Annotated in this window: 15 protein-coding genes; 2 read left to right on the forward strand and 13 right to left on the reverse strand. The window is 76.4% G+C overall.

Going from position 1 to position 14,907, the window contains the following annotated elements; translation table 11 throughout:
* The 11 genes from trpA to WAA21_RS17105 form a co-directional block, all read right to left on the reverse strand.
* On the reverse strand, window positions 1-821 hold an 821-nt coding region (trpA, locus tag WAA21_RS17055; protein ID WP_336924049.1), incomplete at its 3' end, for a tryptophan synthase subunit alpha.
* Window positions 818-2,041: a tryptophan synthase subunit beta gene (gene trpB / locus WAA21_RS17060; protein WP_336924050.1), complete on the reverse strand. Its 1,224-nt coding sequence runs from the start codon at window positions 2,039-2,041 to the stop codon at window positions 818-820. The genes trpB and trpA, both read right to left, overlap by 4 nt.
* A complete protein-coding gene (gene trpC / locus WAA21_RS17065) occupies window positions 2,038-2,850 on the reverse strand; it encodes an indole-3-glycerol phosphate synthase TrpC (protein ID WP_336924051.1) in 813 nt (270 codons plus the stop codon). Before trpC ends, trpB begins: the two co-directional genes overlap by 4 nt.
* Before the next feature lie 91 nt (window positions 2,851-2,941).
* Window positions 2,942-3,433 (reverse strand): DUF2752 domain-containing protein, encoded by a 492-nt coding sequence (locus WAA21_RS17070; protein WP_336924052.1) that lies wholly within the window; start codon window positions 3,431-3,433, stop codon window positions 2,942-2,944.
* A 42-nt stretch (window positions 3,434-3,475) separates the two neighbouring features.
* Window positions 3,476-3,781 (reverse strand): CD225/dispanin family protein, encoded by a 306-nt coding sequence (locus WAA21_RS17075; protein ID WP_336924053.1) that lies wholly within the window; start codon window positions 3,779-3,781, stop codon window positions 3,476-3,478.
* A gap of 109 nt (window positions 3,782-3,890) precedes the next feature.
* Window positions 3,891-4,295: a DUF6704 family protein gene (locus WAA21_RS17080; protein WP_336924054.1), complete on the reverse strand. Its 405-nt coding sequence runs from the start codon at window positions 4,293-4,295 to the stop codon at window positions 3,891-3,893.
* Between the two features lie 85 nt (window positions 4,296-4,380).
* Window positions 4,381-5,124: a hypothetical protein gene (locus WAA21_RS17085; RefSeq protein ID WP_336924056.1), complete on the reverse strand. Its 744-nt coding sequence runs from the start codon at window positions 5,122-5,124 to the stop codon at window positions 4,381-4,383.
* Complete coding sequence (locus WAA21_RS17090) at window positions 5,121-6,701, reverse strand: anthranilate synthase component I (RefSeq protein WP_336924057.1); 1,581 nt, start codon at window positions 6,699-6,701, stop codon at window positions 5,121-5,123. The genes WAA21_RS17085 and WAA21_RS17090 overlap by 4 nt, the downstream gene beginning before the upstream one ends.
* Entirely contained in the window at window positions 6,698-7,096 is a 399-nt protein-coding gene (gene hisI / locus WAA21_RS17095) for a phosphoribosyl-AMP cyclohydrolase (protein WP_336924058.1), read from the reverse strand. Before hisI ends, WAA21_RS17090 begins: the two co-directional genes overlap by 4 nt.
* Complete coding sequence (locus WAA21_RS17100) at window positions 7,093-8,940, reverse strand: ABC transporter ATP-binding protein (RefSeq protein ID WP_336924064.1); 1,848 nt, start codon at window positions 8,938-8,940, stop codon at window positions 7,093-7,095. The genes hisI and WAA21_RS17100 overlap by 4 nt, the downstream gene beginning before the upstream one ends.
* A gap of 44 nt (window positions 8,941-8,984) precedes the next feature.
* Window positions 8,985-10,805 carry an ABC transporter ATP-binding protein gene (locus tag WAA21_RS17105; protein WP_336924059.1) on the reverse strand — a complete coding sequence of 607 codons (1,821 nt, stop codon included), beginning with the start codon at window positions 10,803-10,805 and terminating at the stop codon, window positions 8,985-8,987.
* A 49-nt stretch (window positions 10,806-10,854) separates the two neighbouring features.
* On the opposite strand from WAA21_RS17105, the gene WAA21_RS17110 reads away from it, so the two are divergent.
* Entirely contained in the window at window positions 10,855-11,505 is a 651-nt protein-coding gene (locus tag WAA21_RS17110) for a TIGR03085 family metal-binding protein (RefSeq protein ID WP_336924060.1), read from the forward strand.
* Here WAA21_RS17110 and hisF read toward each other — a convergent pair.
* Window positions 11,471-12,307: an imidazole glycerol phosphate synthase subunit HisF gene (gene hisF, locus WAA21_RS17115; protein ID WP_336924061.1), complete on the reverse strand. Its 837-nt coding sequence runs from the start codon at window positions 12,305-12,307 to the stop codon at window positions 11,471-11,473. The two genes, WAA21_RS17110 and hisF, sit on opposite strands and share 35 nt — an antisense overlap.
* Before the next feature lie 192 nt (window positions 12,308-12,499).
* Between hisF and WAA21_RS17120 the strand changes: the two genes are divergently transcribed.
* Entirely contained in the window at window positions 12,500-14,392 is a 1,893-nt protein-coding gene (locus WAA21_RS17120) for a VWA domain-containing protein (RefSeq protein ID WP_336924062.1), read from the forward strand.
* Window positions 14,393-14,480: 88 nt separating this feature from the next.
* Here WAA21_RS17120 and WAA21_RS17125 read toward each other — a convergent pair.
* On the reverse strand, window positions 14,481-14,907 hold a 427-nt coding region (locus tag WAA21_RS17125; protein ID WP_336924063.1), incomplete at its 5' end, for an HNH endonuclease signature motif containing protein.

A 14,907-nucleotide genomic window follows, 5' to 3' on the forward strand; every position in this document is an offset into this window, starting at 1 on the left:
CGGCGCACGCCGGCGGCCAGCCGCTCGGCGAGGGCGCCCGCGGCCGCGGGGCCGCCCGCGCGGCCGTCGGGGCCGGTACCGGCCAGCGCGCGCACCAGGGCCGAGCCGACGATGACGCCGTCAGCGTAGGCCGCGACCTCGTGGGCCTGCTCGGGCGTGGAGACGCCGAGCCCGACGCACACCCGGGCTGCGCCGGCCTCGCGCGTGCGCCGCACGAGGTCCTCGGCCCCCTGCCCGACGCTCGTCCGCGCCCCCGTCACGCCCATGGTCGAGGCGGCGTAGGTGAAGCCGGTGCACGCGGCGGCGGTCGAGCGCAGCCGCTCGGTCGAGCTGGACGGCGCGACGAGGAACACGCGCTCCAGGCCGTGCTCGTCGCTGGCCCGCAGCCAGTCCTGCGCCTCGTCGGGCACGAGGTCGGGGGTGATGAGCCCCGCGCCCCCGGCCTCGGCGAGCCGGCGGGCGAAGCCGTCGACGCCGGTCCGTGCGACCGGGTTCCAGTACGTCATGACGAGGACCGCGGTGCCGGGGCACTCCTCGCGCAGGGTCCGGACGGCGGCGAACACGTCGGCGACGCGCGTGCCGCCGGCGAGGGCCTCGTGGGCGGCGGCCGCGATGACGGGCCCGTCCATGACGGGGTCGGAGTACGGGACGCCGACCTCCAGCACGTCGCAGCCCGCGCGGGCGAGCGCGACCATCGCCGCCACCGAGGTGTCGAGGTCGGGGAAGCCGACGGGCAGGTAGCCGACGAGGGCGGCACGGCCCTCCCCCCGGGCGTCGTCGACCGCCTGCGCGGCCGTGCGCGTCCCCGGTGCCGCGCTCACAGGTCGAACCACTGCGCCGCGGTCGCGACGTCCTTGTCGCCGCGTCCGGACAGGTTCACGAGCACGATGCCGTCGGGTCCGAGCCGGCGACCCTCGCGCAGCGCGCCGGCCAGCCCGTGGGCGGTCTCGATCGCGGGGATGATGCCCTCGGTGCGGCACAGCAGCCGGAAGGCCTCCATGGCGTCGGCGTCGGTCACCGGCTCGTAGCGGGCGCGACCGGTCGCGTGCAGCCACGCGTGCTCCGGCCCTACACCCGGGTAGTCCAGCCCGGCGGAGATCGAGTGGCTGTCGACGGTCTGCCCGTCCTCGTCCTGCAGCAGGTAGCTGCGGGCGCCGTGCAGCACGCCCGGCGCCCCGCCGGTGATGGAGCTCGCGTGGTGCCCCGACTCGATGCCGTCCCCCCCGGCCTCGAGGCCGAGCAGCTCGACCTGCGGGTCGTCGAGGAAGGCGTGGAAGATGCCGATCGCGTTGCTGCCCCCGCCGACGCACGCGGCGACGACGTCGGGCAGGCGGCCCCAGCCGTCGAGCACCTGCTGGCGCGCCTCCACGCCGATGACGCGGTGCAGGTCTCGCACCAGGGTGGGGAACGGGTGCGGACCGGCGACCGTGCCGAGCAGGTAGTGCGTGCTGTCGACGTTGGCCACCCAGTCGCGCATGGCGTCGTTGATGGCGTCCTTGAGCGTGCGCGAGCCGGTGCGGACGGGCACGACCTCGGCGCCGAGCAGGTGCATGCGGGCGACGTTGAGCGCCTGGCGCTCCGTGTCCTTCTCCCCCATGTACACGACGCAGTCCAGCCCGAGGAGGGCGGCCGCGGTCGCGGTGGCGACGCCGTGCTGGCCCGCGCCGGTCTCGGCGATGACCCGGGTCTTGCCCATCCGGCGCGTCAGCAGCGCCTGCCCGAGCACGTTGTTGATCTTGTGGGACCCCGTGTGGTTGAGGTCCTCCCGCTTGAGCAGGACGGTCGCGCCGCCCGCGTGCTCACCGAAGCGCCGGGCGTGGGTGACGGGGCTGGGGCGGCCCGTGTACGTGCGCTGCAGCTCGTCGAGCTCGCCCATGAACTGCGGGTCCTGCCGGGCCGAGGCCCACGCCGCGTCGAGCTCGTCGAGCGCGGCCACGAGCGCCTCGGGCACGAACCGGCCGCCGAACTCGCCGAAGTACGGCCCGACGGCGTCCTGCAGGCGCGTGCCCTGCTGCTCGGTCAGGCGCGGGGTCTGCGTCACGGCCGGGTCACGCGGAGGCTCGGGTGGGAGCCGGCGGCGACGAGGTCCGCGACGGCACGGCGGGGGTCGGGTCCGCGGACGAGGGTCTCGCCCACGAGGACCGCGTCGGCGCCGGCGCGGGCGTAGTCCATGACGTCGTGGGGCCCGCGGACGCCGGACTCGGCGATGCGGACGATGCCGTCGGGGATGAGGGGGCTCAGCCGCGCGAAGTTGGCCCGGTCCACCTCGAGGGTGCGCAGGTCGCGCGCGTTGACGCCGACGACCTTGGCGCCGGCGTCGACCGCGCGGCTGATCTCCTCGGCGTCGTGCACCTCGACGAGGGGCGTCATGCCGAGGGACTCGACGCGCTCGACGAGGCTGATGAGCGCCTGCTGCTCCAGCGCCATGGCGAGCAGCAGGACGAGGTCGGCGCCCGCGGCCCGCGCCTCCCACACCTGGTAGGGCGTGACGACGAAGTCCTTCCGCAGGACCGGGACCTCGACGGCGGCCGACACGCGCTTGAGGTCGTCGATGGACCCGCCGAAGCGCCGTCCCTCGGTGAGCACGCTGATGACGCTGGCGCCGCCGGCCGCGTACTCCCCCGCGAGCGCGGCGGGGTCCGCGATCGGCGCGATGTCGCCCTTGCTGGGGCTCGCGCGCTTGACCTCGGCGATGACCTTGACGCCCTGGTGGGCGGTCAGGGCCGCGAGGCCGTTGCGGGCCGACGGAGTGCGCCGTGCCTGCTCCTTGACGACGTCCAGGGGCACTGCGGCCTCTCGCAGTGCGACGTCCTCTCTGACGCCGTCGAGGATGCTGTGCAGCACGCTCACGGGCGGCCCTCCCTCACCTGTGCGGGTGGTGCGATCGTACGCGGGGCGAGGGGGAGGTCCTGACCACGGGTCGGCAGACGGACCCGCGCGCTCAGCCGCCCGGGGGCGGCCCGGGCGCGAGCAGCTCGAGGCCGGGCAGGTTGCGCGCCACCCAGTACGACGCGGTGACGACGAGGAAGGCCCACACCCACGCCGCGTGCAGCGGGGCGCCCCGGGGTCGGCCGGTGACCGTGCGGCGCAGCCAGGCGACCCAGTAGGCGACGAGGGTCGGCAGGAGAAGCAGCCCGAGGGGGTTGAGCCAGAAGGCGGCGACGACGTCGCCGGCGCCCAGCGCGTGCAGCATGCGCAGCGAGCCGCAGCCCGGGCACAGCAGGCCGGTGACGGAGAGGAACGGGCACGACGGGTAGTGGCCGGCCTCGTTGGGGTCGGCGACCTGCAGCACGCCCATCGCCCCCGCGGCCGCCGCCGCGACCGAGAGCGGGCCCAGCGGTGTGCGGGCGAAGAGCTCGACCCGCGCCCGCAGGCGCCGGACGCGCGACAGCCCACGCGCCCCGGAGGGCGGCGCGGGCTGCAGCGTGGTCACGGGGTCAGGCTCTCACGCCTGCCGACGGTGACCTCGGACCGCTCAGACCTGCGAGTCGGTCGGGAGGGCGAGGACGCCACCCACGAGGAGCAGGATGTAGAGCACCTGGACGACGAGGCCGACGACGGCGCCGATGATCGCCCAGCGACGTGCCTTGGCCGAGGCCTCCTGCGCCCCGGCGAAGTCACCCGTCGCCCACTTCGAGTTCACCTGCGCGGCGAAGACGATGCTGACGATGCCGAAGGGGAGGCAGCAGAAGATCGTGACGAGGATCGCCCACACGAGGTTGGACGACGGCGGCTGGCTGGCGGGCGGGCCCGCGGGTGCGGGCTCGTACGGCGTGGACATGTCTGCTCCCGGGATGTCGGCGCTGGTGGGCCGACGCTAGCGCCCCGGGGGTCGGCTCCGGGGGCAGGCGCGCCAAGGACCGCCCGTGCGGCTCCGCGCCGCGAGCGGGTCAGCGGACCGCGCGCGGCCCGCCGGTGTACTCGCGCTCGCTGCCGGACGCGCCGTAGCCGGCGCGGGCGAGCACGGGACCCGCGAGCGCCGACAGCACCATGACGACGGCACCGACGACGATGCCGACGAGCGACCAGAAGATCATGAAGATGGCCACCAGGAGACCGCCGAGCATGATCCCGCCCGTGGCGGTCCACGCCGCGACGGAGGTGCCGTGGCCGTCGTCCGCGTGCCCGGCGCCCGCGTGACCCGCGTCCGTCTGGCCGGCGTCCGGGCGCCCCGCGCCCGTGCGACCGTCGTCCACCTGACGGGCGTCGCCCGCGGCGGCTCGCGACGTGCCGCCGGCCGAGGCCCGCGTGGCACCCGCGCCCTTGCCCGTGCGTGACGCCGAGCCCTTCGCCATGGTCGCTCTCCCGCCTCTCGTGCCGCGACCGCCGGGACGCCCGGGGCCGTCGTGGCCGCTCATCCTGCCAGCCCCGCGCCCGCGGTCACCGGCCGGGCGCGCCGCCGGTGTCCCGGGGCTCCGCCGTCGGGTCCTCCCCCGCGTCGAGGGCGTCCCACATCGTGCGCTCGCGCGAGCCGTCCGCCCTCGGGTCACGGGCCGGACCGCGATCCGCGGACGCACGGCCGGCCGGCGGCCGCGCCGCCACGGTCCCTGCCGTCGCGGTCCCGCTGCTCGTGGGCTCGACGGTCGCGGGCTCGACGGTCGCGGGCTGCCCGGTCCCGCTGCCGTCGGCGGGGACCGCGTCACGACCGCCCTCGGTCGGGCCGGACGACATGCGACCCCGACCCTGACCGCGACCCCAGCTGCGCCCACCCCGCCCGGCTCGCCAGGCCGCGACCGCGGCCAGGCCGGCGAGCACGAGGCAGAGAACCGCGCCGAGCACCGGTCCGGCCGTCGGGCTGCGCTCCCCGCCGCCCGCCAGCGCGGTCGCGGACCCGGCGGCGCCGGCGAGGGCGACGACGACCGCGGGGACGAGCCCCAGCAGCCGCCACCTGCCCCGCAGCAGGAGGGCGACGACGCACAGCCCCACGGCGGCGGGGACGAGCGCGGCCACGACCGGCGCGACCTGCCGGCCCGGCAGCACCGTCGTCCGCACGTCGCCCGCCGCACCGAGCGGGTCGTCGAGGACGACCTCGGCCCAGCCGAGGCCGAGGGAGCCGAGGGCGAGCAGACCGGCCACCGCCGCCGCGCCGGCGAGCACGCCCGGTCCGGGCCCGCGGCCGCTCACGGCGCGAGCGGCCTGAGCACCCTCGCGCGCTCGTGGGCGGCGACGACCGCGGCCGCCTTGGTCCGCGACTCCTGGTACTCCCCCTCCGGCGTCGAGTCCGCCACGATCCCGCCGCCGGCCTGCACGTGCAGCCGGCCGTCGGCGAGCACCCCGGTGCGGATGGCGATGGCGAGGTCGAGGTCGCCCGCCAGGTCGAAGTACCCGACCACCCCGCCGTACAGGCCGCGACGGGTCGGCTCGAGCTCGTCGACGAGCTCGACGGCGCGGACCTTCGGCGCCCCGGACAAGGTCCCCGCCGGGAAGGTGGCCGTCAGCACGTCGACCTGGTCGGCGCCCTCCCGCAGCCGGCCGGTGACGGTCGACACGATGTGGAGGACGTGGCTGAAGCGCTCGATCTGCATGAACTCGACGACGTCGACCGTCCCGGCGTCGCAGACCCGGCCCAGGTCGTTGCGGGCGAGGTCGACGAGCATGAGGTGCTCGGCGCGCTCCTTGGGGTCCGCGAGCAGCTCCTCGGCGCGGCGCGCGTCCGTCGTCGGGTCGCCCGAGCGCGGCCGGGTGCCGGCGATCGGGTGGGAGATGACGGTGCCGTCCTCGACGGTGACGAGCGCCTCCGGGCTGGACCCGACGACGTCGAAGCGCCGCCCGTCGGGCCCCTCGAGGCGCACGAGGTACATGTACGGGCTGGGGTTGGTGAGCCGGAGCGCCCGGTACAGCGCCAGCGCCTCCACGTCGGTGTCGACGCTGAGCCGCTGGGACAGGACGACCTGGAACACCTCGCCGTCGCGGATGGCCTCGCGCCCGTGCTCGACCATGGCGTGGAACTGCTCGCGCGTGGTCGTCGACTCCGGCTCGGGCGCCGGTCCGGTCGCCGGCCCGACCACCGTCGCCGACGACGGGGTGGGCCGGGCCAGGTCGGCGGCCATCGCGTCAAGGCGGCGCAGCGCGTCGGCGTGCGCCTCGTCGACCCGCTCGTCGCTGCCGTCGTGGTTGACCGCATTCGCCACGAGCCACACCGTCGCGTCGCGGTGGTCGACGACCGCGAGGTCCGTCGCCAGGCACAGGACGAGCTCGGGAAGGCCGAGGTCGTCGGCGGCCCGCCGCGGCAGGCGCTCCCAGCGGTGGACGACGTCCCAGCCGAGCACGCCCACCAGGCCGCTGGTGAGCGGCGGCAGGCCCGGCACCCGCGGGGTGCGCAGCCCGGCCAGCGTCGCGCGGAGCATGTCGAGCGGGTCGCCGTCGCGCGGCAGCCCCGCCGGCGGCTCGCCGACCCAGCAGCCGTCCGCCGGGCCGGGGCCGCGGCTGGTGAGCACCGCGGCGGAGCGGACGCCGACGATCGACCAGCGCGACCACGAGCCGTCGTGCTCCGCGGACTCCAGCAGGAAGCTGCCCGTCCGGTCCCCCGCGAGCTTGCGGTACAGCCCGACCGGCGTCTCGCCGTCGGCGAGGAAGCGCCGCACGACCGGCACGACGCGGCGGTCGCGGGCCATGGCGCGGAAGCCGTCGAGGTCCGGCCACGTGGTCCCGAGCGGTGCGTCGAGCGGGCCGTCGGCGGGCGGGGTCGCCTGGGCGGTCACGGGGTCACCTCCGGGTGGCTGGTCGGGGTCTCGGGGTTAGCCGCGAGCAGCTCGCGGTCGTCGAAGCACGAGCGTGTGCCGGTGTGGCAGGCGGGCCCGACCTGGTCGACCTCGACGAGCAGGGTGTCGCCGTCGCAGTCGCGCGACACGCGCACCACGTGCTGCACGTGGCCCGACGTGTCGCCCTTGCGCCACCGCTCCTGCCGCGACCGGCTCCAGTACGTGCCCCGTCGCGTGGTGAGGGTCTCGCGCAGGGCGCCGGCGTCCATCCACGCGACCATGAGGACCTCGCGCGTGTCGTGCTGCTGCACGACCGCGGTGACGAGGCCGTCGGCGCCGAAGCGGACCTGCTCCACGAGCGCGTCGACGTCGGGCCCGGTCGAGGCGGCGCTCACGCGTCCGCCCCGACGTGCTCGGCGGCGGGCTCCGCGCCGCCCGCCCGCTGCGCCACCCAGCTGGCGTGCAGCCCGCTGTAGACGCCGCCGCGCGCGACGAGGTCGGCGTGCGGGCCCACCTCGACCACGCGGCCCGCGTCGACGACCACGACGAGGTCGGCGGCCTCGGCGGTCGACAGCCGGTGGGCGATGGCGACGCTCGTGCGGCCGCGGGTGAGGCCGTCGAGGGCGCGCTGCAGCCTGACCTCCGTCGCCGGGTCGACCGCCGAGGTCGCCTCGTCGAGGACGAGCAGGTCCGGGTCGGCAAGGTAGGCGCGCGCCACGGCCACCAGCTGCCGCTCCCCCGCCGACAGCGACTCCCCGCGCTGGCCGACGCGCGTGTCGAGCCCGCGTGGCAGCGACGCGACCCACGGCTCGAGGCCGAGCTCGGTGACAGCGAGCTCGACGTCGTCGTCGGTGGCCTCCGGCCGCGACAGGCGGATGTTCTCCCGCAGCGGCACGTCGAACAGGAAGCCCTCCTGCGGGACCAGGACCACGCGGCGCCGCAGCGACGAGAACGGCACGTCGCGCAGGTCGACGCCGTTGAGCAGCACCCGGCCGGAGGCGGGGTCCTGCAGGCGGGTGAGCAGCTTCGCGAGCGTCGTCTTGCCCGACCCGGTCTCCCCGACGACCGCCACGCGCGTCCGCTGCGGGACCACGAGGTCGATGTCGCGCAGCACGAGCGGGCCGTCCGGGTAGGCGTACGAGACGCCCTCGAAGGTGGCCGTCACCGGCCCGCGCGGCACAGGCGTCGCACCCGGCGAGCCGTCGGGGTCGGCGACGTCGGCAGGCGTCTCCAGCACCGCGATGACCCGGCGCCAGCCCGCGATCGCGTTCTGCAGCTCGTTGAGGACCTCGGTCGCGATCTGCACCGGCTGCGTGAACAGCTGCACGAGGAAGAGGAACGCGAGGAGCTGGCCGAGGGTGAGGGCGCCGTCGTCGCCGACGCCGAACCACAGCCCCGCCCCCACGACGAAGGCGACCGCGAGGCCCGAGACGAGCGTGCCCGCGGCGAAGATGCTCGAGGCGAACACGCCCGCCCGGGTGGCGGCGCGGCGGTGGTCCTCGACGCTGCCGTCGATCCGCTCCTGCGTGCGCCGCTCGGCGCCGTACGCGCGGATCGTGTCGGCGCCGACGACGGCCTCGCTGATGGCGCCGAGCATGAGCCCGACGTTCTCGCGGACCGCGCCGAACTGCACCGACAGCCACTTCTGCAACGGGCGCAGGGACAGCACGAGGGGCAGGAACGTCGCCCACACGAGCAGCGCGAGCCACCACGAGTAGTACGCCATGAGCGCCGTCGCCACGACGATCTGCCCGAGGGAGACGAACAGGATGATGCCGCCGAACTGCACGAACATCGAGATGGTGTCGACGTCGCTGGTGACGCGGGACACGAGCGCACCACGCCGCTCGGTGTTCTGGGTGAGCGTCGACAGGTCGTGGATGCGACGGAAGGCCTTGACGCGCAGCGTCGCGAGGCCGGCCTCGCTCGCGCGGAACAGCCGCACGTTGACCCAGTAGGAGCTCACGCCCGTGAGGAGCACGGCGAGGCTCGCGAGCAGCACGAACGTGACGATCCGCCCGGTGTCCGGGCCGCCGTCGGCGTTGATGCCGGTGTCGACGGTCTGCTGCACCCCGACCGGGACGATGATGCGGCCGACGGCAGCGACGAGCGCGAGCCCGAGGGTGATGCCGATGCCGTGGGTGATCTCCGGCGACAGCTGCAGGCCGCGGCGGACTGTCGCCCACGCGGTGCCGGCCGACGCGACGGCGATCCGCCCGCTCGCGGGGCGGGCGGGCACGTCGTGCCCCGTGCCGCCCTGACCGGCGGCAGGTTCCTGCGCGCTCACGAGCCGGCTCCCTGGCCCGCGAGCTGCTCGCGCTCGGCGGCGTCGCGGGCGTACGCCTCGACGAGGTTGCGGTAGGCGGGGTCGCGACCCATGAGCTCCTCGTGCGTGCCGGTGTCGACGACGCGGCCGTGCTCGAGGTGCACGACGGCGTCGGCGAGGGCGATGGTCGAGCGGCGATAGGCGACGACGAGCACCGTCACGCCGTCGGCCTCGCGCAGGGCGCCGAGGATCTGCTGCTCGACGGTCGGGTCGACGGCGCTGGTGGCGTCGTCGAGCACGAGCACGCTCGGGCGGCGCACGAGGGCGCGCGCGATGGCGAGGCGCTGGCGCTGGCCGCCGGACAGGCTCGCACCGCGCTCGCCGACGCGCGTGTCGAGCCCGTCGGGCAGCGCCCGGACGAAGCCGTCGGCGCGTGCGGCCCGCAGCGCCGCCCACACCGCGTCGTCGTCGACGTCGAGCAGGCCGAGGGTGATGTTCCCCCTGACGGTGTCGTCGAAGACGAAGGTGGACTGCGGCACGTACGCGACGCTGCCGGGCAGGCTGCCGTCGTCCCCGGCGGCGACGACGTCGCGCACGTCGACCCCGTCGAGGGTGACGGTGCCCTCCGCCGGGTCGACGAGCCGCACGAGCACCGAGGTGAGCGTCGACTTGCCCGCCCCCGTCGAGCCGACGACCGCGACGGTCGAGCCGCGCGGCGCGACGAGGTCGACGCCGTGCAGCAGCCGCTGGGTGCTGCCGTCCGGGTCGGCGACGTCGTGGTGGACCGCGGCCGCCCGCACCTCGCGCCCGCCGTCGGCCGCGGGCAGTCGCCGCGTGCCGTGCGTCATGCGACCGGAGGCCTGCAGGACGGCGTCGACGCGCCGCCAGCCGACCACCGAGCGCGGCAGCTCCGCGAGCACCCAGCCGATCGCCCGCACGGGGAAGGCGAGCAGGGTGAGCTGGTAGGCGACCTGCACGACGACGCCGGCGTCGATCGCGCCGGCCGCCACGCGGTAGGTACCGACCGCCAGCACGACGAGGGTGCCGATGGTGGGCAGCGCCTCGACGACGGGCTCGAAGGCCGCGCGGGCGCGCCCGACGGCGACGTTGGCCTCGCGCAGCTCCTGCGCGCGCGAGCGGAAGCGCGCCGTCTCCTCGCCCTCGCGCCCGAGCGTCTTGACGACGAGCGCGCCCTCGAACGACTCGTGGGCGACGTCGGACACGTCCGCGCGCAGCTGCTGCGCCCGCGTCACCCGCGGCGACATGACCTTCTGGTACATGCCGTTGCTCACGGCCAGCAGCGGCAGGACCGTAAAGGCGACGGCGCCGAGGACGGGGTCCTCGCCGAACATGGTGACGCCCGCGACGAGGAGCATGACGGCGACGCCGAAGCTGAAGGGCAGCGGCGCGAAGACCATCCACGCCGCCTCGACGTCGGCGTTGGCGTTGCTGAGGAGCTGACCGGTCGGGTGACGGCGGTGCCAGGCGAGCGGCAGCCGCAGGTACTGCCGCGAGACCTGCCGGCGGTAGCGGGCCTGCAGCCGGTACTGGGTGACGGTCGCGTAGCCGCGGCGGATGATGACGCCGACCGCCGTCAGCAGGCCGACGAGGGCCATGAGCCCCGTCGCGACCAGGGCGTCGGACACCCCGACGGTCCCGGCGTCGAAGGCGGGCACGAGCACGGCGTCGGTGATGCGGCCGAGGACCCAGCCGCTCCCGGCCAGGGACGCCCCGAAGAGCGCGCTCCCGACGACCGCAACGGTGAAGGTGCGCGGCTCGTCGCGGATGCCCCGGCCGATGACGCCGAGCCCCTCCCGGAAGGTGGGGGCGTCTGTCACCCCGCAAGCCTGCCATGCGCCCCGGACGGTCCCGCGCGAGCATGGGCCGGTGACCGGACAGCTGCACGACCTCCGCCGTACCGTCCGCCGCGAGCGCGAGGCGCTGTGCTACAGCCTGCTCGCCGCGGGCGCGGGCGCGCCGACGCTCTGCACCGGCTGGGACGTGCTCGACCTCGCCGCGCACCTTGTCGTCCGCGAGCGCCGACCGGACCTGGCGGCCGGGGTCGCGCTCCCGCCGCTGCGCGGGCTGCTGGACCGCGCGACGGCGGCCGAGCGGGACCGGGGCCTGCCGGCCGTCGTCGAGCGGTTCCGCTCCGGGCCGCCGCCGTGGTCGCCGTTCGCGGTGCCGGGGGTCGACGTCGTCGGCAACCTCGTCGAGCTCGTCGTGCACCACGAGGACGTGCGCCGCGCGCAGGGCATGCCGCCACGCACCGACGTGCCCGAGGTGCAGGAGGCCGTCTGGGGTCTGCTCGGCGTCGGCGGGCCGGCCCTGCTGGCCCGAGCCGGTGTCCCGGCCGTCGCGGTGCGACCCGACGGTCCGCGGCGCGTACTGCGTCGCGGCGACCACCCGGTCGTGCTCACCGGCGAGCCGGTCGAGCTGCTCCTGCTGCTGTACGGCCGTCGCTCGGCCGCCCAGGTCGACGTGGGCGGGCCGTCGCTGTCGGTCAGCCGGTTCGAGCGGGCGCACCTGGGCGTGTGACGCGCGGCGCCGGTGGGACGTCGGCGCGCGCGCGGCGCACCGGGTGCCCCGCCGCCTCGAGCGCGTCCTTGACCTCACCGACGCTGAGCCGGCCGAAGTGGAACACCGACGCCGCGAGGACGGCGTCCGCGCCCGCCTCGACCGCCGGCGCGAAGTGCTCGAGCGCGCCGGCGCCCCCGGAGGCGATGACGGGGACGTCGATGACGTCGCGCACGGCCCGCAGCATGGCGACGTCGAAGCCGTCCTCGGTGCCGTCGGCGTCCATCGAGTTGAGGAGGATCTCGCCGGCGCCGAGCTCCGCGCCGCGCACGGCCCACTCGACGGCGTCGAGACCGGTGCCGCGCCGCCCGCCGTGGGTCGTCACCTCCCAGCCGCTCGCCGTCACCGTCCCCTCGCCGCAGCGGCGCGCGTCGACGCTCAGCACGAGCACCTGACGCCCGTAGCGGTCCGCTATCTCGGCGAGCACCTCGGGCCTGGCCACAGCGGCGGAGTTGACGCCCACCTTGTCGGCGCCCGCGCGCAGCAGCCGCTCGACGTCGGCCCTGCCGCGCACGCCGCCGCCGACGGTGAGCGGGACGAAGACCTGCTCGGCCGTGGCGCGGACGACGTCGAGGGTCGTCTCGCGCTCCGCGGCGCTCGCGCTGACGTCGAGGAACGTGATCTCGTCGGCGCCCTGCTCGTCGTAGCGACGGGCGAGCTCCACGGGGTCGCCCGCGTCGCGGAGCCCCATGAAGTTGACTCCCTTGACGACCCGGCCCGCGTCGACGTCGAGGCAGGGGATGACGCGGACGGCCAGGCTCACGCGCCTATCCTGGCAGGCCGTCGCACCGGGCCCGGCCCGTGCCCGGACGGGCCGTCGGCACGTGCACGCAGCCAGGTGTACGGGTCGCCCCGCGCGTCGACAACGCTCCGCCCGACCCCTTTCGCGTCGTACCGCCCCGATCTCGCCCCGCCCTGCACCGCACCGCACCGCACCGCACGGAGGAACCTCCCGATGACCCCGTCCGAGCCGCCCGGTCCCCGGTCGGCGACCCCGCCCCGCGTGGCCGTCCCGGCCGGCGACGGCTGGGGCGGCCGGCTGCGGCGGCGCCCGCGCCTCACGGTGCTCGGCGTGCTCGTGACGGTCGTGCTGCTCGCGGCGGCGACGGCCGTCGTCGCAGGGCTCGCGAGCGAGCGGTCCGCCGCACCGGTCGCGCTGTGCGGACGGTCGGTGCAGGTCCGGGTCGTCGCTGCGCCCGCCCTCGCCCCCTCGCTCGCGCGGGCGGCCGAGGCGGCGGCCGGCGCGCCGTTGTCGACGGGCGTGTGCGCCGACGTGGTGGTCGTCCCCGAGGAGCCCGCCGTCACGGCGGCGGCCCTGACCGGGGGCCCGGCCGACGTGCCCCACGTGTGGGTGCCCGACTCCTCCCTGTGGCTCGGACGCGCCGCTGCCGACGTGACCGACGGTCCCACGCTGACCTCGCTCGGGCCCCTCGTCGAGAGCCCCGTGGTGCTGGCCACCAGCCCGGAGGCTGTGACGGCGTCCGGCTGGGCGGAGGCCGAGCCCACGTGGCAGGAGGCGCTGGGCGGGGCACGTCCCGTCGCGGTGGCGGACCTGCCCGACGACGCCGCGGCGATCCAGGCCCTCGTCGCCGTGCAGGCGGTCGCCCCCGACCCGGAGGCCGCGCGCGACGCGCTCACGGGCCTCACTGTCGCGCTCGACCAGGGACGCGCCGTGCCGGCGGCCCAGGACGCGGCGCGAGCCGACGGGACGGCGGACCTCGGCACGCTCGCCGCGGCGGGCGCCGAGGCCGCGCTCGTCCCGACGAGCGAGCAGCAGGTCTTCGCCGCGAACCGTGGTCGCCCCGGCACCTCGGTGGTCGGCGTGCAGCCTCGCGACGCGGTCACCTCCCTCGACTTCCCGCTCGTGCGCATCGACACCACGGACCGCGAGGCCGGCGTGTCGGCGGCCGCGGTCGAAGGGGTCGTGCGGCTGCTGGAGCGGGAGGGCCGGGACGCGGCCGTCGTGGACGGGTTCCGCCGGCCGCAGCCGTCCGCGTCGCCATCCCGGCAACCCTCCGCCCAGCCGTCCGCGCAGCCGTCCGCCCAGCCCTCCGCGCAGCCCTCCGCCCAGCCCTCCGCCCAGCCCTCCGCCCAGCCCTCCGCCCAGCCATCCGCCCAGCCCTCCGTGCAGCCTTCCGTGCAGTCCTCCGCCCAGCCCCCGCCGCGGGTGGTGCCGCCACCAGGCGCGGCGGACGTGGAGCGCCTGCTCGAACGGCTGGAGGAGGTGGGCCGGCCGAGCCGGGTGCTCGCCGTCCTCGACGCGACCGCGTCCCTGCGCGCCGTCACCCCGTCCGGCGAGACCCGCGCGGAGCTGCTGCAGCAGGCGGCGACCGCGTCGCTCGCGGAGTTCCCCGACACCGCGGCGATGGGGCTCTGGTTCTTCGCCGACGACCTCGGCGCGGACGGCGCCGACTGGGTGCAGGCCGTCCCGGTGCGCCGGCTGACCACCGACGTCGACGGCCGCCCGCAGCGGGAGGTTCTCGGCGAGGCCGTCGCGACGCTGCCCGACCGGCTCACCCCGGGGGGCGCGGGCCTGTACACCTCGGTCCTCGCGGCGGTGCGCGGGCTGCGGGAGTCGTACGACCCCGAGGCGTCGAACACCGTCGTCGTGGTGACCGACGGCCAGGACGAGTCCGCGAACGGTCCCACCCTGCAGCAGCTCGTCGACCGGCTCCGCGAGGAGGCGGACCCCGAGCGGCCCGTCCGCGTCGTGGCGATCGGTGTGAGCCCGGACGTCGACGCCGCCGAGCTGACCGCGATCGCGGAGGCCACCGGTGGCGCTGCCTACCTCGCGGAGCGACCGGAGGACTTCCAGGCGGTGCTGGTCGACGCACTGCGTCGCCGCTGAGGCCGCTTGGTGGGCGCCCTGGCCACCGTCTGCTCGACTGCAGCCCGGCGCCCGACTGCAGCCCGTCTTGACCACGCTGTTCGCCCCTCTACGTCCGTCGGGTGTAGGTGACCTGTTTGCGTCCGGTGCGGTCGGTGGTGACGGCGTGCTGGTAGGTGGGGTCGTGGACGCGTCGGTGGTGGTGCCCGCACAGGGGCACGGCTTTGGCGAGGTCGGTGGTGCCGCCGGTGGCCCAGGGGTCCTGGTGGTGCAGCTCGGTCCAGGCGTAGGGGCGGTCGCAGTCTCGGGCGGCGCACGTGTCGTACACGGTGGCCAGGGCGGTGCGGTGGGCCTCGGTGAAGAACCGGCCGGCCCGGCCGAGGTCCAGCGGCAGCGAGGCACCCCCGAGGACGGCGGGTACGACACCGGCCCCGCACGCCAGGCGCCGGGCCTGCCCGGCCGAGACCGCGTGGCCGGTGTCCAGGCGGGCGGTGCCGAGGTTCCCGGTCGCCTCGTGCAGCTGGGCGAGGCTCATC

The sequence above is a fragment of the Aquipuribacter sp. SD81 genome (genome assembly GCF_037153975.1).
Taxonomy (GTDB): domain Bacteria; phylum Actinomycetota; class Actinomycetes; order Actinomycetales; family JBBAYJ01; genus Aquipuribacter.